Consider the following 20,790-nt stretch of genomic DNA (forward strand, 5'->3'; position numbering starts at 1 on the left):
CTGCAGGTTGTTGAGCATAGCTTGAAAATAACGGTAGTGTGAGTAGTACCGCAGTAATAAATCGTTTCATAAGGTGTCCTCTTCTAATGAGCAAGGTAAGTGAGCGAATAATAAGAGTGGGTTTTACCAATGATATAAAAATAGACGTTCATATTTTGAATGATTGCTCAAAACGATAAAGGAGATTGCAGTAGGGTTCAATAACTTTTTGAGTGTTTGTTCAAAATTGCTATGATGTAAATAGAAAAAATAGGAAATAAGCGAACGAAAGGTACCTGTGATGGCTAAAGCACAATTTGATAAAAACAGTATATTGGATAAAACGATTATGCTGTTTTGGCAGCAAGGCTACCATGGAACATCGATGCAAGACGTTACCGCTACCACAGGGTTAAAGCCGGGCAGCTTGTACAACAGTTTTGGCAATAAAGAGCAGCTGTTTATTGCCAGTTTGGAACGTTACGCACAGCGTAGCGCTGACAAAATGAAGCTTGCGATGTCATATGGCACAGGTGAGGGCATTGTTATGCTGCTGACCGACATGGTGGCAGCAAGAGGGAAGAAAGACTACGCAAGCTGCTTTATCATTAAAACCCAACTAGAACTTACCAGTACGGAGCCTAAGCTCGCTAAGCTTGCTGGAGACTATTTAAGCCGTACTAAAGCGCAGTACAAACTGGCGATTGCCAGCGAATACGGTGAAGCGCTGAGTGAGGTGTATGCCACGTCGGTCATGATGGCTATTTTCGGTATTCGGGTTTACGGATATCAGCAACCAAACGAGGCCGATGTGCTTGAAAGCCTCAGGCTGTCTTTACACTGGTTGCCTTGGACAAAGCACTAAATTAACGTCGCTAAGGCGATATCGGTTTGCCTAGTCAGTTCACCGTTAATCTTCCAGTGGTCAGGGCTCCAACCGGCTAAAAATCGATTAAAATCAGCGCAGGCAATAGGATATAGCGCTCGCCACTCCCGTTCTATTTCTTTATGTTGTGATTGGTATTTTGTGCCTATTAGTTGGCTGCTTAGGCACTCGAAATAGTAATCCAAACAATGAGTAGTGTGGGTTCGTTGATTGCTTTCACTTAATGCGCTGCCAATAAAATAAGCAACGTCTTTTATTCCTACACCTAATCCAGTGTATTGAAAATCCACACCACCGCATCGGGTAAAGTCGGGGGTAAAGCAAAAGTTGGCAACCTTGGCATCACCGTGTAATAAGGTTTGAAAGCGTGCTGATGAAAGTTGGGTCGACAATCTGCTAGCTTCCCGTTTTAAAGGCCCATCTACCATCGCTTGCCATTCATCTTGTCGTGTACTCAAATGCCAGTAAGTGCCTTCGGGCCAGACATTCGTGTCAACAATACCCATGAAGCGAGCATGAAATGCTGCCAGCCAACGCAATACCGATTGCGCTTGTTTTACACTTAGCGAAGTGGCACGTGTTGTCAATCCCCCGTTATCTAGATCATCCATTACTAAGATATGTGCATTGCTATCGTTTTCACCGCTAGCGGCTGCTAAGCACATAGGGGTTAAGCAGTCTGCGTTAGTGCTAGGTTGCAAACGGGTGTAAAAGTAGTGCTCTACCTGAAATGATCGGCATTTTCTAAGGTGACTGGTATTGGTTTGCCATCCTTTTGGGTGGCTAATTTGTGAAGAGGGTTGAACGCACTTGGCCACTACAGGTATTGAAGTGTTCTTAGCGTTATCAAACAGGGTTGCACGAAAGCATGCGCCATAACCACTCCATAGTGACTGAATCAGCACTGGGGAACGCACTTCTTTTTGAGTGGTTCTTTCTAACCAATCAATCAAGCTGGGTTTAACTTTATCCAACGTTTTATTCCCACTGTTCAGCAATATGAATGACCATTAAAAAAGCCGCAATTAAGCGGCTTCTTATCGTGTGTAAACAACCTTAGTTCCTAGTAATAACGCTAGTCAAGGATGACTAGCGCTATCACTAACTAGGGTTGCTAGTCACGCTCAGGCGTTTTCATCAACACTGGTTGGCAGTGTTGTTGGTGCTGATGCGGCGGCACTTGCCTTCGCAATAGCTGCGCTTCTACCCGATACTATAATAGCTGGGCGGCTATCGTCAGACTTAGCGGTAAGCGCCACGTCATTGAACGTGTCATCAACCGATGCTGGTGCTGCCATTGGCGCAGATGCATTAATACGACCACGGCTGCTAGCTGCTACACCTGTAGTAATAGGCTTAGATACCGCTGCTTTGGCTTTCTTAAGGTTCGCTTTTGGCGCAGGTTTAGGCTTAGGTTCACTTGCTGCTTTAGCAGAATCTTCACCTAGGTTAATTTCAACCTGTTTAGGTGCATCTTCAGCGGCAGGAGCAGGAGTAACATCAGCTTTAGCTGGCTTAGGTGCGTCCGCTTCACTTTTAGGCGAAGCTAGCTCGAACTGCATTTCGTCTTGAACTACTTCAGCTACTGGCGCTTCTGGCTTGGCCGATGCGGTTTCTGTTGTTGCAGGTTCTGCTTTTTCTTCCGACGGCGCTAGTACACCAGGCTTAGTGGCTTGAGTGTCTTCCGCTTTAGCCGCAGAAGGCGCTTCAGCATTATCGGTACTTGCATCAACAGCAGCAGGCTGGGCATTCTCATTTTGAGTGTGCGCAGTGTCTGCCCCAAGTTTACCAGGCATAGCCGCTTGCGTATCTTCCGCAGGGGGTGCTGATTCACTAGTATCGGCGGCAGGAGCCGTTGAAGCTGGTATTTCTTGTGACGATGTAGTTTCAACGTTTGCTGTTGACTGTTCACCTACTGGGGCGATGTTGTCATCATTAGACTGCTGCGCTTCCTTCTTGCGGCGCTGACCAGCTGCACGAACATGACGAGGAGAGCGACGCGAACGGCCACGGCTTTCATGTTTTTGCCCATTTTCATCAGTGTCGTTGTTCGATTGCTCTGAAGAAGATTGAGCATCTTGTTCAGTGGTCGACTCAACGTCAGCTGGCTGAGAGGCTTGTGTTACAGGCGCTGCTGATTCAGAAGCTGCTGGTGCATCAGTTGACTGAACTGGTGAAGTATTAACCTCTTCAGTTTCAGCAGGGGCTGCTTTAGCAGGTTTAGGCTTATCAACTGCAAGAGATTTAACTGGTTTGCTAGCCGGTGCTTCGTTTGACTGTGTATTGTCATCTTTTTTCACACGTACGCTGCGACGAGTATCTCTGCGTTTGCGGCGCTCAGCCACTTCTTGTTTCTTCTGCGCTTCTTGAGGCTTAGCATCTTGAGACTTCCTGTCTTGGGTCTTAGGTGCTTCGTCTTGCGCGTTATCTCTGCTTTGGTCTTGCTTAGGCTTCTGAGTCTCGTCACGAGGTTTACGAGGCTTACGAGGCTTATTGTTACTTGCGCGTGGCTTGTCGTCCTGCTCAGAACGTGGCGTACGCTGTTCTTGTTCGCCATCTTTGTTTTGAGGCTGGTTACGACGTGTGTTCTTTCTTGGCTTACGGCGACGATCATCACCATTGCGATTGCGAGACTGATTGCCACCACGATTATTGCGGCTTTCAGATTGCTTCTGCTTTTCTTTTTCTTTCGCTTCAGCTTCTGCTTTCGCTTTCTCGTCTTCACCACCAAGCACATCACCTAACCATTTACCTATGCGGGCAAATAGTGATGGTGAGCTTTCAGCTTTAGCTTCAGGTGTTTCTGCTTTAGGCGCAACAACAGGTGCCGCGGTAGGCGCAACTAGCCCTTTCAATGCTGGCTCTTCACGCTTAACCGGCACTGACGTTGTGGTTTCAGTTTCCGTTTCAACCGTTGGCATTAACTCTACTTCGTAGCTTGCGTCATCTAGAATATCATCTGGACGGCGGCGAGTGACTTGGTAGTGAGGTGTTTCAAGGTTGGCGTTAGGGATAAGTAATAAGTTAACCCCATGACGCTTTTCTAAGCTTTGAATTGCTTTACGCTTTTCATTAAGCAAGTAGGTTGCTACTGATACAGGAAGCTGTGCTTCAATTTGGCCTGTGTTTTCTTTAATGCTTTCTTCTTCAAGAATACGCAAAATAGACAGCGCTAATGACTCGGTACCACGAATGGTGCCGTGTCCTGAACAGCGAGGGCACACATGGTGCGCTGAATCACCCAATGATGGACGTAAACGCTGACGTGACATTTCAAGCAAGCCAAAGCGAGAAATACGGCCTAGTTGAACGCGAGCACGATCGCTGCGAACCGCGTCTTTCATGCGGTTTTCAACTTCACGTTGGTGACGTACTGGGGTCATATCGATAAAATCGATAACAACCAAGCCACCTAAGTCGCGTAAACGAAGTTGACGGGCAATTTCGTCAGCGGCTTCAAGGTTTGTATTTAATGCCGTTTCTTCAATATCTCCACCTTTTGTTGCGCGGGCAGAGTTAATATCAATAGAAGTAAGCGCTTCAGTAGGGTCGATAACAATTGAACCACCAGATGGTAAGCGAACTTCACGTTGGAAGGCAGACTCAATTTGGCTTTCAATTTGATAATGACTGAACAAAGGTACTTCGCCACGATAAAGCTTAACGCGGCTAGCGAAGTCAGGGCGCACTAGTTGGATGTGCTGCAGCGCTTGTTCGTAGATGCTGGTTTTATCAATTAAAATTTCACCAATATCGCGACGTAGATAGTCACGAATTGCACGTACAATTACGTTACTTTCTTGGTGAATTAAGAAGGGCGCTTCACGCTCTTCAGCCACTTTAGAAATTGCTTCCCAATGGGTAAGTAGTACTTTTAAATCCCACTCTAATTCTTCGTAAGATTTGCCTACGCCAGCGGTACGAACGATTAAGCCCATGCCATCAGGCAGGTCTAGTTTGTTCAAAGATTCTTTAAGTTCTGTACGCTCATCACCTTCGATACGACGAGAAATACCGCCAGCACGAGGGTTGTTTGGCATTAATACTAAGTAGCTACCAGCCAGCGATAAGAAAGTAGTAAGCGCTGCGCCTTTTTGGCCACGTTCTTCTTTATCAATTTGAATGATAACTTCTTGGCCTTCCTTAATAACATCTTTGATGTTTGGACGGCCTTCGAAACGGTAGCCTTTAGGGAAGTAAGTGCGAGCGATTTCTTTAAGAGGTAGGAAACCGTGGCGATCTGCGCCGTAGTCTACGAATGCCGCTTCGAGGCTTGGCTCAACGCGGGTTATTTTACCTTTGTAAATGTTTGCTTTTTTCTGTTCGTGCCCAGGACTTTCGATGTCCAAATCGTATAACCGCTGCCCATCAACAAGGGCAACACGCAACTCTTCTAATTGAGTTGCATTAATTAACATTCTTTTCATTGTATCTAACTCTGTTTTTAATACAGCCGTCCAGATACAAAATTAAAGTGACATGTACAAACCCTCACCGCGCAACCTCACGATTGTACGGGGACCTTGTTGTAACGCCGCATTATCCTTGAACTTACGCGGCATGTAACGTTTTTCGTTACTCGTTCCGCGTTTTATATTGTTCTTAAGGATGTCGGGAGCGACATACCCTTATCTCTATCTATCTTTTTAACAAACACCGCTCTTAGGCTGGCGCTTGTTTGTCAATTCAATTCTGTTAGCTAAACGGCGAACTTATTTTATGTTCGCAAACAGCATCTGAATTATCTAACGGCAGTGTAGTCGTTGCCTCTATAATTCTCGTTCCAGATATAAAATTGCGTGTTCATTGAATAATGCAATTGGAACGTGACGCTGTTCTTATGGATAACAAAAGTGGCGAAATAAACGGGTAACGAATTAACCTGCTCTAAATGCTCACTATGTTAAATGTTGTGTTTCACCGGCATGATTTGGCCGCGTAAAATACAGTTTTTATTATGGCATCAAAGGTTCAATTTAAGCAAGGTGTGAGGGGTAAATAAGCCCAGATAATGCGGTTTTTCTGTGCTAAATGCTCGTTTAGTATCAAAAGTAGTCAAAGGGTTTTATTTTTAAGGCACATCAAAGTTTCTGTATCGGTCTGCTTTTGCAATGCGTTATAATGGAGTTTATGAAAGAACAAACCCAACAATCAGTCCGTTTCGTTACCGTTGAACCCGATTTAGCAGGGCAACGTGTAGACAATTTTTTGCGCACCCAATTAAAGGGTGTGCCCAAAAGCATGATCTATCGCATTTTGCGTAAAGGTGAAGTGCGCGTAAATAAGGGCAGGGTAAAACCCGAATATAAACTCGTTGCCGATGATGTGGTGCGTATCCCACCAGTGCGAGTTTCTGAAGGTACACCTGGACCGTCGCCAAAACTCGATAAAATTGCAGCGCTTGAATCTCAAATATTATTTGAAGACGAGCGCATTATAGTGATTAACAAGCCTTCAGGTATTGCCGTCCATGGTGGTAGTGGTTTGAGTTTTGGTCTTATTGAAGGTTTACGGGCACTGCGTCCCGATGCCAACTTTATGGAATTGGTACACCGTTTAGACAGAGACACCTCTGGCTGTATTCTTATTGCTAAGAAACGCTCGGCGCTTCGTCATATGCATGAGCAGTTGCGTACCGGTAAAATGGATAAACGCTACCAAGCCCTAGTGGCGGGGCAGTGGCCTGACAATCGCTTTAAAGTAAAAGCGCCCCTTCGTAAGAATGTGTTGCAATCGGGTGAACGCATGGTGAGCGTAAGTGAAGATGGTAAGCCATCTGAAACCCGCTATCGCATATTGCAAAAGTTCGACACCGCTACTTTGGTAGAGGCTTCACCTATTACAGGTAGAACCCATCAAATCCGAGTGCACTGTTTACACGCTGAGCATCCTATTGCATGCGACCCTAAATACGGTGATACCGAGTTTGATGAGTCTATGCGTCAAAAAGGCTTAAATCGCCTATTTTTGCACGCACATAGCATTTCGCTAATTCACCCTGGCACAGAAGAGCGGGTTAAATTTACCGCACCGTTAGATGCCACGTTAACCAATACCCTTAAAGCCTTGTCATAAAGCTTTTAGGGTATTCGGTAAGTTTACTTATTAATTAAGTACTATTTATTTATATAGATTCTTTATATAGAAGGAACGCTGTAACTATGCGCTATAAGTTGGTTATTTTTGATTGGGACGGCACCTTAATGGACTCTGCCGATAAAATTATCAACTGTATGCAGATAGCAGCAAAACACTGTGACATGCCGGTTCCAAGTGCTGATGCGGTAAGTCACATTATAGGTATTAGCTTAAAACCTGCTATTAAGCAGTTATTTGGTATTAACGATGATGCCCTTGCTGAGCGCTTAGTACTGGCTTATAAAGAAGCCTTTGTAAGCCATGATGCTACGCCGTGCCCGTTGTTTAATGGTGTAGAAGATTTGTTATCAGCACTAAAGGCAAAGGGAGCTACCCTTGCTGTAGCAACAGGGAAAGCGCGAAGAGGTCTTGATAGGGCCTGGTCGCAAACCGAGACTGGCCACTTTTTTAGTGCGTCACGATGCGCTGATGATGCGCAGTCTAAACCGTCACCTGACATGCTACTGCAAATTTTAGACGAGCTAAATATTAGTGCGAATGATGCCGTCATGATTGGCGACACCACTTACGATATGCAAATGGCAAAATCTATTGGTATGCGCAGAATAGGGGTTTCTTACGGGGTGCATGCACAAGTTCACCTTGAAGCGTTGGCGCCTGAAACCATTGTGCATTCCATTGGCGAACTTCAGCAGTTTTTGCTCCGCTAGTTTGGCGTTCAATAGCAAAGCAAATCTTCATCCGCTAGGCCTTGGCAGTAGCTAGGTCTAGCAAATCGATATTAAAATGTTTGTCTAGCATATTATGTAGCAGCATAACGGGAAGCCCTATTAACGTATTCGGGTCGCGGCTGGTAATACGTTCAAACAATAAGGCCCCCATGCCTTCACATTTGAAACTCCCCGCACAATCAAGTGGCATTTCGGCTTCAACGTAAGCACGTAGTTGTGCTTCTTTATGGCTACGAAAATACACACAGGTTTCTTCAGCCCGAGTAATAGTGTCTAAATTGCTAGTAAGGATGTCGGGTAGGTCTTCGTCGTTTTCAGCTTTACATAAACTTATCGCGGTATAAAAATACACCGATTTTCCTTGGCACATTTTCAGTTGCGCTACGGCGTTTTCAACTGTTCCCGGCTTGCCTAGTATAATTTTGCCATCAGGACCTTCGACAGAAGCAACTTGATCGCTTCCAATTACAATTCTCCCTGGCTGCTGTTGGGCAATCTTTTTAGCTTTTTCGAACGCTAAACGTTTGCACAACGCAAGGGGTGTTTCGTCGGGTAGGGGAGTCTCATCTATATCTGGTTTGCTTATTTCAGCTTGAATGCCAATATTCGACAATAATTGCTGGCGGTACTTAGATGATGAAGCTAGAACGAGTGTGGTCATACTACAAAACCTCAATCTTACATTAAGTGTTAATTAACCGGTCTACGCGTTGTGTGTCCTCTTACGCAAGCCTGTGCTTATCCTTAAACACTGAACTCCTTTTTATCTGGCTTATTTTTCGAGTAACCCCAAAAAAAACCACCAAAAACCTTTAAATTACTCATAAAGAGTAATTACAACTTACCTTAAATATAGCGTGTTTTTATAAATGAGCGTAATGCCGTTTGCCAACTTGGTTTGTTTTGACAATACGCCATTTTACCAACCTTCCGCTATTTTAAACACATCATGTTCTTTTTACTTGTTATTTGGGGCTATTCCCTTAAAATTCGGTTTATGAAAAGAAGTACAAAATCGCTAAATTATTATACAAAAACGCCCATTAAATCTTTGACAGTGGGACGTGGAATCTATAGAATGCGCGCCCTATGCAGAAAGTGAAACTCCCTCATACGGTCGAACCGACCAGCAGCGCTATGAAACGTTCCGATTATCGGGGTGTTCTTGTGTCTGAAGATATGGAACGATTGAGTGGGGCAGTTGTCCGATGTAGTGAATATGTGAACGTCGATGTGCAGTTCAAAAAAGACGAGCAGGGTCTTACTGTATTTCACGGTCATTTAGACACTCAGGTAACACTTCTCTGCCAGCGGTGTAATGGTGAATTTGATACCACACTTGATGTGGATTTTTGTTTTACTCCAGTGCAGGGAGAAGAACGAAATGAAGAAGATCCAATACCCGAGGCTTACGAACCGGTAGAGGTCAACGACCACGGAGAAGTTAATCTGCTTCAGATATTTGAAGACGAGTTACTTTTATCTTTGCCCATCGTACCCCTTCATGCAGAGGAGGAGTGCTCAGTGTCTAAAGATGATATGTCATTTGGAAAGATTGAACCGGAACAAGAGCGAGAAAACCCTTTCGCGGTTTTGAAAGAACTTAAGCGAGACCAGGAGTAAGTTATGGCTGTACAAAAAAATCGTAAAACGCGCTCTAAGCGTGGCATGCGTCGTTCACACGATGCATTGACAGCGTCGACTTTGTCTGTCGACCCTACGTCGGGTGAAACACACCGTCGTCACCACGTGACAGCTGACGGTTATTACAAAGGCAATAAAGTAGTCGGCGCGTAATTCGGCGTCTACATTTTGTCTAAGCTAACCATCGCGTTAGATATCATGGGGGGCGATCATGGTCCCCCTGTTATCCTTTCTGCGGCTGTAAAGGCCATTGAACTTCATTCTGACGTTCATTTTTTGCTATGCGGCGACCAAGCCGTTATATCCCCAGCAATCCAAAATCTCACCGCTTCCCAACGAAGTCGGGTAACCGTATCTCATTGCGACCAAGTGGTTGAAATGGGTGAGGCGCCTACCTCTGCGTTACGCAATAAAAAACGCTCTTCAATGCGCCGTGTGATTGAATATGTTCAAAGCAACGAAGCCGATGCATGTGTAAGTGCAGGCAATACTGGCGCGCTCTTAACCTTATCGTTCTACTTATTAAAAACCTTGTCGGGTATTGATAGGCCAGCACTTATCAGCATGATGCCCACCGCGAGTCACCATAATGTATTCTTGCTCGATTTAGGCGCGAATGTGAATTGCACGCCTGAAATTTTATTTCAGTACGGTGTGATGGGTTCGGTGTTAGCGCAAGAAGCCGCGGGTATTCCTTCGCCGCGAGTTGCCTTATTAAACGTGGGTGAAGAAGATATAAAAGGAAATGCGTACGTAAAGTTAGCCGACCAACTATTTAAAGATGCACCAGGCATTAACTACATTGGCTATGTAGAAGGTGATGACATCTTTACCGATAAAGCCGATGTGGTGGTAACTGACGGTTTTACCGGCAATGTTGCGCTTAAATCCAGTGAAGGCCTAGCCAAGTTAGTCATTAATGAAGTGAAGCGCCAGTCACAAAAGAACTTTTATACGCGGCTAATGGCCAAAATTGCTTTTCCATTGCTCAAATCTATCTATAACAGCGTGAACCCCGACCAGTATAATGGTGCGAGTCTGATAGGATTGCGCGGCATTGTTATCAAGAGTCATGGAAATGCATCTAAAGACGCCTTTTATTACGCCATTGTGCAAGCAATGAAAGAAGCAAAGATGCGAGTTCCAGACAAGATAAAAACGAAGATAGAAACGGTTTTATTGGAGCAGCTTTGAGCAAATATTCTCGATTTATCGGTACTGGAAGTTATTACCCTAGTGATATACGAACCAATGCCGATTTGGAAGTTATGGTTGATACCAGTGATGAATGGATCACTGATAGAACCGGTATTAAAGAACGCCGAATTATAGGTGCTGAAGAAACCGCTGCGACCATGGGGGCAGAGGCAAGTAAGAAAGCCATAGAGATGGCAGGCATCGACCCTCAATCAATTGACATGATAGTGTGTGCTACTACGAGCGGACGCTATGCACTTCCTAGCACGGCCTGTGAAATCCAGCGCATTTTAGGTATTAACGGTATTCCTGCTTTTGATGTGGCTGCTGCGTGTGCGGGTTATTGCTACGCATTAAGTGTGGCCGACCAATACATCAAATCTGGCATGGCTAAGCGTATCTTAGTTATTGGTACAGATTGTCTTAGCCGTTTGATAGCACCTGAAGATCGCACTATGGTCATTCTTTTTGGTGACGCCGCGGGTGCCACTATTATAGAAGCCAGTGATGAGCCGGGTATCTTATCTACTCATATAAATGCCGATGGTTCTTACGGCGATTTACTTTACGTTGGAAACCCTACGCGTGGTGATGAAGCATCAGTACACGAAAATTGGGGCGTTATGCGCGGAAACGAAGTTTTCAAAGTTGCCGTGAACAAATTGTCTGAAGTGGTTGAGCAAACCCTTGCGGCCAACAATATGCAAAAATCTGATCTGGATTGGCTAGTGCCTCACCAAGCGAATTTCAGAATTATTAAAGCGACAGCCAAAAAATTAGATATGTCGTTAGACCAAGTGGTAGTGACGTTAGAAAAATACGGTAATACATCCGCAGCCACAGTACCCACAGCACTAGATACCGCTATTCGCGATGGTCGCATTAAGCGTGGGCAACATTTATTATTAGAAGCATTCGGCGGCGGTTTTGCTTGGGCATCTGCGCTGGTACGATACTAGTTTCTTCTATCAGTCTTATTGAATTCGTTGTATTCAAAAATTCGTTGTATACAAAAAATAATAAGGAACAACAATGACAAAAACAGCCTGCGTCTTTCCTGGGCAGGGCTCACAATCGGTGGGCATGCTTAAAGAGTTGGCCGACAGCCATCCTTCGGTTTTAGATACCTTCAAAGAAGCTTCAGACGTATTAGGTTACGATCTTTGGGATCTGGTACAAAACGATACCGATGGAAAATTGAACGAAACTCATATTACTCAGCCAGCTTTGCTTGCTGCTAGTGTTGCGACTTGGCGCGTATTAGAAGCACAAGGCATTGAAGTGAGCTATTTAGCGGGACACAGTTTGGGTGAGTATTCAGCCCTAGTATGTGGCGGTGCTATGTCTTTTGCTGATGCGATAAAGCTGGTTGAAGCTCGTGGTCAATATATGCAAGAGGCGGTGCCAGCGGGTGCCGGTGCTATGTATGCCATTATTGGCTTAGACGACAATACCATTGCCAACGTGTGCCACCAAACGGCGATTGCGACAGGCGATGTAGTGTCTCCGGTTAATTTTAACTCGCCAGGCCAAGTGGTTATTGCTGGCGAAAAAGTGGCCGCTGAGCAAGCTGCTGCGGCGTGTAAAGAAGCGGGTGCCAAGCGAGCTCTTCCATTATCGGTAAGTGTGCCTTCGCACTGCGAACTCATGCGCCCCGCTGCTGACAAGTTAGAAGATGCGCTGGCGTCAACAAGCGTTCATACCCCTGCAATCAATATCATTAATAATGTTGATGTGACCATTGAAACTGACGGTGCATCAATAAAAAGTGCGTTGGTACGCCAATTATATTGCCCTGTTCAGTGGACGCGTACCGTGGAGTATTTGGCTGCAGCAGGTGTTGAACGTATCATTGAAGTAGGCCCAGGTAAGGTACTTACAGGATTAAATAAACGCATTAATAAAAGTTTAGAATCCATTGCTGTAAACACCCCAGAAAGTGTGGAAGCATTAAAACAATAAGGAAACGCTATGAGTCAGTTAGAAGGCAAAGTAGCACTGGTAACAGGCGCTAGCCGAGGCATTGGTAAAGCCATTGCTAGTCAGCTTGCAGCGCAGGGTGCTACGGTTGTAGGCACCGCTACAAGCGAGAGTGGTGCAAGTGCAATTACTGAATATTTATCTGAATTTGGTGGCAAAGGTATTGCACTAAATGTTACCGATAAAGACAGTATAGATGCTATAATCAAGGAAATTAATGACACCTTCGGTGGCATTGATATTTTGGTTAATAATGCAGGTATTACTCGTGATAACTTGTTAATGCGTATGAAAGATGACGAATGGCAAGACATCATTAATACTAACCTTACAGCCATTTTTACGCTGTCAAAAGCAGTACTTCGCGGTATGATGAAGAAACGCTTTGGCCGTATTGTAAATATCGGTTCTGTGGTGGGTAGTTCGGGTAATGCTGGGCAAGCAAACTACGCAGCAGCGAAAGCAGGTGTTATTGGTTTTTCGAAATCTATGGCACGTGAAGTGGCTTCTCGTGGTATAACTATTAATGTTGTTGCGCCTGGTTTTATCGATACCGACATGACAAAATCATTGACGGACGATCAAAAAAGCGCAATTTTTAAAGATATTCCTGCTAACCGTTTAGGTGAACCTGATGAAATAGCAGCCACTGTTGCCTTTTTAGTGAGCAGCGGTGCAGCCTATATTACAGGCGAAACTATCCATGTAAACGGTGGTATGTATATGGGTTAAATTCACGAAAATTGTGAATTTAACTGTGTTTGGGGTGGATTTTCCCCGAACTTGGATGTAAAAATAGAACATTAAGAATTTGGGATGCCGCTGGTTTGACCAGAAAATTTGTTTAAACTGGTGCTTGCAAGCTTGTACCTTGCAAAATAAACTAGCGGCACTTTGACTATCTAGTGACGTTTAAGGGAAACCTAGAATTATGAGTAACATTGAAGAACGCGTTAAGAAAATTATCATTGAACAACTTGGCGTAAAAGAAGAAGAAGTAAAAGCTGAAGCTTCATTCGTTGATGATTTGGGCGCAGACTCACTTGACACTGTTGAGCTAGTAATGGCGTTAGAAGAAGAATTTGATACTGAAATTCCTGACGAAGAAGCAGAAAAAATTACTACTGTTCAGTCAGCTATTGACTACATCAATGCTAACAAAGACGCTTAAGTCTTCGTTACAGTAAATTAAAAAACGGCTCTCTTTAGAGCCGTTTTTGTATTCCCACCTTATTGGTTCCAATGCGAGGGCTTTTTGTGACAAAACGTCGCGTAGTGGTTACTGGTCTTGGCATGCTTTCACCTTTGGGTCTTTCTGTAGATGAGACTTGGCGTCGTCTGTTAGCAGGCGAAAGCGGTATTGGTGAAATCACCCACTTTGATTGCAGTGACTATTCCACCCGTTTCGCAGGTCAAGTTGATAACTTTGACCCGCAGGAATATATCGAAAAGAAAGAAACGAAAAAAATGGACAGGTTTATTCAGCTGGGTATTGCAGCGGGTAAACAGGCCATGGCTGATTCGGGCTTAACGATAACTGAAGAAAATGCACACCGTGTTGGTGTAGCTATTGGTTCAGGCATCGGTGGGCTAGAACAAATTGAACAAAACCACACTAAATTAATGAATAGCGGTCCTAAGCGCGTTTCTCCATTTTTTGTGCCTTCCACTATTACCAATATGATTTCAGGCTTTTTGTCTATCATGGAAGGGCTTAAAGGGCCAAACTTAAACGTTGTGACGGCGTGTACCACTGGTGTGCATAACATTGGTATTGCTGCGCGTACTATCGCGTATGATGATGCAGATGCCATGCTAGCAGGCGGTTCAGAAGCGTCTATTACGCCATTAGGTATTGCGGGTTTTGCTGCGGCACGTGCATTGTCTGCACGAAACGACGATCCTCAAGGGGCTAGTCGCCCTTGGGATAAAGATCGTGATGGTTTCGTGATGGGCGAAGGTGCTGGCGTAGTAATGCTAGAAGAATACGAAGCGGCGAAAGCCCGTGGTGCAACCATTTACGCTGAACTTGTTGGTTTTGGGATGAGTGGCGATGCCTATCATATGACATCACCACCTGCTGACGGTGAAGGTGCAGCGGCTTCAATGAGTAACGCTATTCGCGATGCAAAAATTGAGAGCAGCAAAATTGGCTACGTTAACGCGCATGGTACATCTACACCAGCGGGTGATATAGCAGAAGTAGCAGCGGTTAAGCGCGTCTTCAACGAACATGCGCATAACATGCTGGTAAGCTCTACTAAGTCGATGACAGGTCATTTACTTGGTGCAGCAGGCTCTGTAGAAGCTATTTTCACCATATTGGCACTACGTGACAAAATGGCACCGCCTACCATTAATTTGGATGAACCAAGCGAAGGATGCGATTTAGACTTCGTGGCGAATAAAGCAAAAATGTTTACTTCAGACTATGCGCTGTGTAATTCATTTGGCTTTGGTGGTACTAACGGTTCGCTTATTTTCAAACGAATTTAAGCCCGAGCACACGTTCGGACATCCGTAGTTATTGATTAAAGGCAGCGCAAGCTGCCTTTCTTGTCTGCGCACAACAACTTGGTATACTGCACGGCAGACGTTAATTATTAGAGCTAGTTGTGAAAATAGTCGCAAATACCGACACCGCATCTTCAACCCCTTCATCCGCCGATGCAATTGCCTTAAACGACAGGGCACTGAACTATGGTGATGGCGTTTTTACTACTATGTGCGTTAGCCAGGGGAAAGTAGAACTTCTGTCTTTTCATCTTGCTAGGCTCAATCATGATGCTAAAGCGTTAGCCATTTCCCTCGACATGACTGCACTTAGACAGGCAATTGATGTTTATGTCAGCGCACTTACCGAATCTCTTGAACACCTCAGCATTAAAAGAGTAATGAAGGTTCATGTGTCTTCAGGAGAGGGCGGTCGTGGGTACGCACGAGATAGCCAAGCTCCGGCCATTGTTCGGTTTTCCACCCATACGTATCCTGCGCATTATTCTGAACTTGCCGTTAGTGGTTTAACCCTAATAAACGCGAAAACACCTTTGGCCATACAGCCTTTGCTGGGTGGTATTAAACATATGAACCGGTTAGAGCAGGTATTGGTTAAGCGTGAAGTTGTTGAGGCGAATGCCGATGATGCCTTGGTGTTCGACACGCAAGGGCACCTTATTGAAGCCAGTGCGGGAAACGTATTTTTTCAAACCGATACTGGATGGCACACACCAAAGGTAAATAACTGCGGTGTAAATGGTGTTGTGCGCCAGTGCTTGTTAAGTACGTTGGAAAAAAATTCGGTAAACGAAAGCCTAACTAACGCTGATGTTATTGGCGACAACGCCTTAAACGTTTATGAAGGCGAATACACTCTGGCTGATATCGCTAATGCCACGGCAATGGTGATCACCAATGCCTTAATGGGCGTAATGCCAGTTAATAAAGTTGTGCTAAACGACGGAAAAACGAGTGATGAGTTAGCATTTAGTGCGTCTCATGAAGGGGCAAAGCGCCTTGCTAAGTTAGTATTAGATAAAATTCAGGACGATCATGCGAATAGTTATTAGCATTGGGATAATGCTAGCGCTTGTTGTGGGTGCAATTACCTTTGGTGTTTTATATGTAAATGGGCAAGCTTCATCGCCCATGTCGATTTCTCAACCGCAGCTTTATACGGTAGAAAAGGGCAGTAACGGATACAAGGTGGTAAGGGAGCTTCGGGCACGGGAGTTAATCGATAGCCCTGAATTAGCAACAAAACTTTGGCTCAAGTTTTTTGCTGCCAATACCCATGTAAAATCGGGTACATACCGCTTAACACCTGGGCTATCACTACGAGAAGTATTCGGTATATTAAGCCGTGGTGAAGAGCACTATTTTGCCGTGAGCTTGGTAGAAGGACTGACACTAAAAGAGTGGTTGGTTACGTTAAAGGCGAAAACTGAACTTATCAACGATGTATCGCTGGATCAGGTTGAAGAGACAATTAATATCACAAGCTCGGTAAATGAGGAAAAAGCGCCAATGCTATGGCTGAACGAAGCTAGCAGCGCCGAAGGCTTATTTTTAGCTGATACGTATTTCTTTACCGCTAACACTGCGGCCAGTAGCATTTTAAAACGCGCACACAAGGCCATGTTAGATTATGTCGAAACCCAGTGGCAGCAACGGCAAGAAGATTTGCCATTGAACTCACCGTACGACGCCCTAATATTGGCAAGTATTATTGAAAAAGAAACCGCAGTGAGTGCAGAACGAACCAAAATAGCGGGGGTATTTGTAAACCGACTGCGGAAAAATATGCGATTACAAACCGATCCCACTGTTATTTACGGTATTGGTGATACGTATGATGGTAATATTACCCGTAAGCACCTTCGTACGCCCACACCTTACAACACGTATACAATTAAAGGTTTGCCGCCCACGCCTATCGCGATGGCGGGTAAGGATGCCATTTGGGCCGCGTTAAACCCAATGGAAACCGATGCCTTGTATTTTGTGGCTAGAGGTGATGGTAGCCATGAATTTTCATCTTCGCTGGCAGCCCATAATGCAGCTGTGCGAAAATATCAGTTAAATCGAAAATAATAAGTCCAGCAACGAATAATTATGAACGGAAAGTTTATTGTAGTAGAGGGCCTTGAAGGGGCCGGAAAAAGTTCAGTGATTGGGCTTATCGTAAAGCATTTGCAAGAAGCACGTATTGCGGTTGAGCAAACACGCGAGCCTGGCGGTACGCCTATGGCCGAGGCGATACGCGAGTGTGTTAAACACGATTGGGACGAAACCGTAGCCGAAGAAACAGAATTACTGTTGATGTACGCCGCCCGGGTACAGTTATTAACTAACCGTATACTTCCGGCGTTAAATGCAGGGCAGTGGGTAGTAGGTGACAGGCATGATTTGTCTTCACAAGCCTATCAAGGCGGTGGCCGCGGCGTGAGTGCTGATACTATGACTGCCATTAGCAAAATAGCGCTTAACGGTTTTAAACCTAATTTGACCTTGTACTTGGACGTTGAGCCAGCCATAGGGCTAGAACGCGCTAGAGGCAGGGGAGAGCTAGATCGTATTGAACAAGCAGGTTTGGCCTTTTTTGAGCGCACCCGTGAACGGTATTTAAGCTTAGCAGCACAAGACGACAGTATTGTGGTGATTAATGCCATGCAAGCTATGGAAGATGTACATAAAGACGTGATAACCGCTGTGCAGGAGTACCTTTCTTAATGCAATCTGGGCAAATGCTTCCTTGGTTCACGGATACCTATAACGAATTGCTTGTACGCTATTTTAATAACAAGCTGCACCATGCGCTGCTATTCATTGGCGCTAAAGGTATTGGTAAAGCAAAATTGGTTGCTGGGCTGTCGGATACGCTGTTGTGCAAAAAGCCAACCCCTCAAGGTGCGTGCAATGCATGCCAAAGCTGCCATTTGCGTCTTGCTGGTAATCACCCCGATTTTTACGTGTTAGAAAGCGAAAAACAATTGGGCGTGGATAAAATTCGTGAAGGTATTGCCAAGTTAAGCGGCACGGCGCAAATGGGGGGTAATAAGGTATTGGTGATCCCCGTGGCCGATAGCATGACAGAAGCGGCGGCCAATGCACTCTTGAAAACGTTAGAAGAGCCCACCAATAATACTTACTTGCTGCTTATCACTGACAGCCTGAATCGAATAATGCCCACTATTTTGAGTAGATGTGAAAAACATTCACTTGGTCTGCCTGATGTGCAAAGTAGTTTGGACTATTTACAGCAACAAGGCGTACAAGATGCGAGTGAAGCGTTACTAGAAGCCTATGGTTATGCGCCACTTCGTTTAGAAGCAGCACTTAATAGCGAAAGCGATTTTAATTATCGTACCTTTACCGACGGTATGGGCGCACTACTTGCTAGTTCAGGAAGTCAGCAACTTTTAGCACTGGCTAATAAATGGCAAGGTGACGCTGTTCAGGTAGCAACATGGTGTCAACATATGGCGCATAAATCGTATGTAGAACGCCAGCAAGCGCAAGATTACGCACGTTATCGTGCTTGCGTAGACGCAGTAAAAACCTTACAGCACCCAGGGGTGAATAAGTCCATGGTGTTGGTAAGTATTTTGAAACAATTTCAGCGCTAGGCCAGGTTATTATTGGGTTAGCCGTAAAAAAGATAGGTATATTTTGTTCGTAGATTCACATTGTCATTTAGACAGATTAAAGCAATCGCCAGAAGCATTGGCAGAAACTCTTAACTTTGCTCGTACCCGCGGTGTAGAGCACTTTTTATGTGTGTGCGTATCGGTGACCGATTACGACAGCATGTTAGAAACCGTAAAGGACTTCGATGACGTTTCTGTCTCTTGTGGCGTACACCCCCTTCACCAAGAAGATGCATGTACTTATCAAGAGTTACTTGAAAAAGCGCAAGACGATGCGGTAGTGGCCATTGGTGAAACAGGCTTAGATTATTTTTATAGCCCTGAAAGCAAAACGGTTCAGCTAACGTCGTTTGTTGATCATATTAAAGTCGCTAACGAAACGAAAAAACCACTTATTATTCATACCCGTGATGCCCGTGACGACACCATTAATTTGCTGCGCGAACACAAAGCTAGCCATACAAAGGGTGTGCTGCATTGTTTTACCGAATCACTTGAAATGGCGCAGGCGGCCATTGAAATGGATTTCTATATCTCTATCTCAGGCATAGTCACCTTTAAATCCGCCAGTGAATTACAAGAAGTTGTAAAGGCGGTTCCCCTTGAGCGCTTATTAATTGAAACCGATTCGCCTTGGCTTGCACCAGTGCCTCACAGAGGTAAACAAAATCAGCCTGGCTATGTGGTAGAAGTTGCAGAATTCATTGCCGAATTAAAAGGTATTTCGGTGAAGGAATTAGCACGCATTACCACCGAAAACTTCTATACCTTGTTTTCGCTTGTCCAACGTAAAGCCGCTTAAGCGATCGGAGAATTTCAAAAATGCCGCAGTGGCGTACAGGGTTAACAAAAAGCTTACACGCTAGCAGAAGCATGCCTGAGAGCCGTTATTTTCAGTTGGCAACCGCTGATAAAGATGGCGTGCCGTATTGCAGAACCGTGGTGTACCGAGGCTTAAGTGATGACAACAAGCTGATTGTTATTTCAGATACCCGTACCGAAAAATACAACCAGTTGTCGCAACAAGCGAAAGCACAAGGTTGTTGGTATTTTTCGAAAACTCGTGAGCAGTATCGATTCAGTGTAAATGCGACTATTGTGACTGAAAACGAAGATAGGGCGTTAATAGAGGCGCATTGGGCAAAATTGTCTGATGCTGGTAAGAAGCAGTTTCTATGGGGCGACCCCGGTACGCCAAGAAACAACGGGTTGCCGCTTCAAATTGCAGGCGACTATTCTGTCGCTCCTGAACATTTTTGCGTTATTTTGTTAGATATTTTCAACGTGGACTATTTAAATTTACGCGGTAATCCACAGTATCGAGAGTTACATCGTCGTGACGAAATGGGTAACTGGGTAAGCCAGTCTATTGTCCCTTAATGCAACTCATTGAACGCTAGCAATTAAATAAAGAAACGCCAGCAAATTTGCTGGCGTTTGTGATTTTATCACTTAGCAGTATTCGCTTATTCGAAAATTTTCGAAATCGGCGTATCACCCTTAAACAGGTAAGTGGTTATGTTATCAGTGTTACTACGATTCACTGCTTCGACGATAGCCGTTGCCACATCTTCTCTAGGAATGACAGCATCATCTTGGTTGTCAGGCATATCGGTAGACACCAGATGTGTACCTGGCTCGTTTAACAGTGTGCCTGGGCGTAAAATGACATAAGGCACACCGCTATTCATTAGGTGCTCGTCAGCCATGTGTTTAGCGACTAAATAAGGCTTAATGCTAGAGCTTACTGCGTCTGGATCGCCAGCCCCTATTGAACTTACCATCACAAATTTAGGCGTATTAGCTGCCTTAGCGTAATTTGCTGCATTTCGCGCAGCCCAAAGGTCGATAAGAAGCGTTTTATCATCGCCCGAATTACCGCCGCTGCCGGCAACGAATACAACGCAGTCTGCACCTTCGAAATGTTCAGAGAAGTCTTTTTCAAGATCTTGCTCTTTAACCACAAGGTTTTCGTTTTCAACGTCGTTTAGCTTTTCGGGGCTTCGTACAGGCGCCACCACGTGGTGTCCTGCTTCAAGTAATTTTCCAGTAGCCTGTTTACCAATTTGGCCTGATGCGCCAATGACAAGTACCTTAGCCATAAATGTTACCTCCATGATTGAATATG

Annotated in this window: 21 protein-coding genes; 17 read left to right on the forward strand and 4 right to left on the reverse strand. The window is 44.8% G+C overall.

The window, feature by feature from the left end; translation table 11 throughout:
* Window positions 1-280: 280 nt before the first annotated feature.
* Entirely contained in the window at window positions 281-844 is a 564-nt protein-coding gene (locus AAC006_RS07605) for a TetR/AcrR family transcriptional regulator (protein ID WP_126872183.1), read from the forward strand.
* On the opposite strand, the gene AAC006_RS07610 is transcribed toward AAC006_RS07605, so the two are convergent.
* Window positions 841-1,839, reverse strand: coding sequence for an oxidoreductase family protein (locus AAC006_RS07610; RefSeq protein WP_126872184.1), 999 nt, complete (start codon window positions 1,837-1,839; stop codon window positions 841-843). The two genes, AAC006_RS07605 and AAC006_RS07610, sit on opposite strands and share 4 nt — an antisense overlap.
* A gap of 150 nt (window positions 1,840-1,989) precedes the next feature.
* Window positions 1,990-5,292 carry a ribonuclease E gene (gene rne / locus AAC006_RS07615; protein WP_126872185.1) on the reverse strand — a complete coding sequence of 1,101 codons (3,303 nt, stop codon included), beginning with the start codon at window positions 5,290-5,292 and terminating at the stop codon, window positions 1,990-1,992.
* Between the two features lie 703 nt (window positions 5,293-5,995).
* Here rne and rluC point away from each other — a divergent pair.
* Window positions 5,996-6,940: a 23S rRNA pseudouridine(955/2504/2580) synthase RluC gene (gene rluC / locus AAC006_RS07620; protein WP_126872186.1), complete on the forward strand. Its 945-nt coding sequence runs from the start codon at window positions 5,996-5,998 to the stop codon at window positions 6,938-6,940.
* Between the two features lie 86 nt (window positions 6,941-7,026).
* A complete protein-coding gene (locus AAC006_RS07625) occupies window positions 7,027-7,674 on the forward strand; it encodes an HAD-IIIA family hydrolase (protein WP_013784465.1) in 648 nt (215 codons plus the stop codon).
* Window positions 7,675-7,708: 34 nt separating this feature from the next.
* On the opposite strand, the gene AAC006_RS07630 is transcribed toward AAC006_RS07625, so the two are convergent.
* Window positions 7,709-8,356, reverse strand: a complete 648-nt coding sequence (locus AAC006_RS07630) for a Maf family protein (protein ID WP_013784464.1) — start codon at window positions 8,354-8,356, stop codon at window positions 7,709-7,711.
* A 428-nt stretch (window positions 8,357-8,784) separates the two neighbouring features.
* On the opposite strand from AAC006_RS07630, the gene yceD reads away from it, so the two are divergent.
* The 14 genes from yceD to AAC006_RS07700 all read left to right on the forward strand — a co-directional run bounded on the left by yceD (window position 8,785) and on the right by AAC006_RS07700 (window position 20,042).
* Window positions 8,785-9,318 carry a 23S rRNA accumulation protein YceD gene (yceD, locus tag AAC006_RS07635; RefSeq protein WP_013784463.1) on the forward strand — a complete coding sequence of 178 codons (534 nt, stop codon included), beginning with the start codon at window positions 8,785-8,787 and terminating at the stop codon, window positions 9,316-9,318.
* A gap of 3 nt (window positions 9,319-9,321) precedes the next feature.
* The gene (gene rpmF, locus AAC006_RS07640) at window positions 9,322-9,492 is read left to right on the forward strand and encodes a 50S ribosomal protein L32 (RefSeq protein ID WP_013784462.1); all 171 of its coding nucleotides are present in this window, start codon (window positions 9,322-9,324) and stop codon (window positions 9,490-9,492) included.
* A 15-nt stretch (window positions 9,493-9,507) separates the two neighbouring features.
* A complete protein-coding gene (gene plsX / locus AAC006_RS07645; RefSeq protein WP_057792382.1) occupies window positions 9,508-10,533 on the forward strand; it encodes a phosphate acyltransferase PlsX in 1,026 nt (341 codons plus the stop codon).
* The gene (locus AAC006_RS07650) at window positions 10,530-11,495 is read left to right on the forward strand and encodes a beta-ketoacyl-ACP synthase III (RefSeq protein ID WP_126872187.1); all 966 of its coding nucleotides are present in this window, start codon (window positions 10,530-10,532) and stop codon (window positions 11,493-11,495) included. The genes plsX and AAC006_RS07650 overlap by 4 nt, the downstream gene beginning before the upstream one ends.
* A gap of 73 nt (window positions 11,496-11,568) precedes the next feature.
* Window positions 11,569-12,498, forward strand: coding sequence for an ACP S-malonyltransferase (gene fabD / locus AAC006_RS07655; RefSeq protein WP_126872188.1), 930 nt, complete (start codon window positions 11,569-11,571; stop codon window positions 12,496-12,498).
* Between the two features lie 9 nt (window positions 12,499-12,507).
* Window positions 12,508-13,248, forward strand: coding sequence for a 3-oxoacyl-ACP reductase FabG (gene fabG, locus AAC006_RS07660; RefSeq protein ID WP_013784458.1), 741 nt, complete (start codon window positions 12,508-12,510; stop codon window positions 13,246-13,248).
* 199 nt (window positions 13,249-13,447) lie between these two features.
* Entirely contained in the window at window positions 13,448-13,687 is a 240-nt protein-coding gene (gene acpP / locus AAC006_RS07665; protein WP_013784457.1) for an acyl carrier protein, read from the forward strand.
* A gap of 86 nt (window positions 13,688-13,773) precedes the next feature.
* Entirely contained in the window at window positions 13,774-15,012 is a 1,239-nt protein-coding gene (fabF, locus tag AAC006_RS07670; RefSeq protein WP_013784456.1) for a beta-ketoacyl-ACP synthase II, read from the forward strand.
* Window positions 15,013-15,131: 119 nt separating this feature from the next.
* A complete protein-coding gene (gene pabC / locus AAC006_RS07675) occupies window positions 15,132-16,082 on the forward strand; it encodes an aminodeoxychorismate lyase (RefSeq protein ID WP_013784455.1) in 951 nt (316 codons plus the stop codon).
* Window positions 16,066-17,106, forward strand: coding sequence for an endolytic transglycosylase MltG (gene mltG / locus AAC006_RS07680; RefSeq protein ID WP_041452546.1), 1,041 nt, complete (start codon window positions 16,066-16,068; stop codon window positions 17,104-17,106). Before pabC ends, mltG begins: the two co-directional genes overlap by 17 nt.
* 21 nt (window positions 17,107-17,127) lie before the next feature.
* Window positions 17,128-17,745, forward strand: coding sequence for a dTMP kinase (gene tmk / locus AAC006_RS07685; RefSeq protein ID WP_013784453.1), 618 nt, complete (start codon window positions 17,128-17,130; stop codon window positions 17,743-17,745).
* Window positions 17,745-18,641, forward strand: coding sequence for a DNA polymerase III subunit (locus AAC006_RS07690; RefSeq protein ID WP_013784452.1), 897 nt, complete (start codon window positions 17,745-17,747; stop codon window positions 18,639-18,641). Before tmk ends, AAC006_RS07690 begins: the two co-directional genes overlap by 1 nt.
* Window positions 18,642-18,684: 43 nt before the next feature.
* Window positions 18,685-19,464 carry a TatD family hydrolase gene (locus AAC006_RS07695; RefSeq protein ID WP_126872189.1) on the forward strand — a complete coding sequence of 260 codons (780 nt, stop codon included), beginning with the start codon at window positions 18,685-18,687 and terminating at the stop codon, window positions 19,462-19,464.
* 20 nt (window positions 19,465-19,484) lie between these two features.
* Window positions 19,485-20,042: a pyridoxamine 5'-phosphate oxidase family protein gene (locus AAC006_RS07700; protein WP_013784450.1), complete on the forward strand. Its 558-nt coding sequence runs from the start codon at window positions 19,485-19,487 to the stop codon at window positions 20,040-20,042.
* Between the two features lie 86 nt (window positions 20,043-20,128).
* Here AAC006_RS07700 and AAC006_RS07705 read toward each other — a convergent pair whose 3' ends face one another.
* Window positions 20,129-20,764, reverse strand: coding sequence for an SDR family oxidoreductase (locus tag AAC006_RS07705; RefSeq protein ID WP_126872190.1), 636 nt, complete (start codon window positions 20,762-20,764; stop codon window positions 20,129-20,131).
* Window positions 20,765-20,790 lie beyond the last annotated feature (26 nt).

This window comes from uncultured Alteromonas sp., assembly GCF_963976965.1.
GTDB lineage: Bacteria > Pseudomonadota > Gammaproteobacteria > Enterobacterales > Alteromonadaceae > Alteromonas > Alteromonas naphthalenivorans.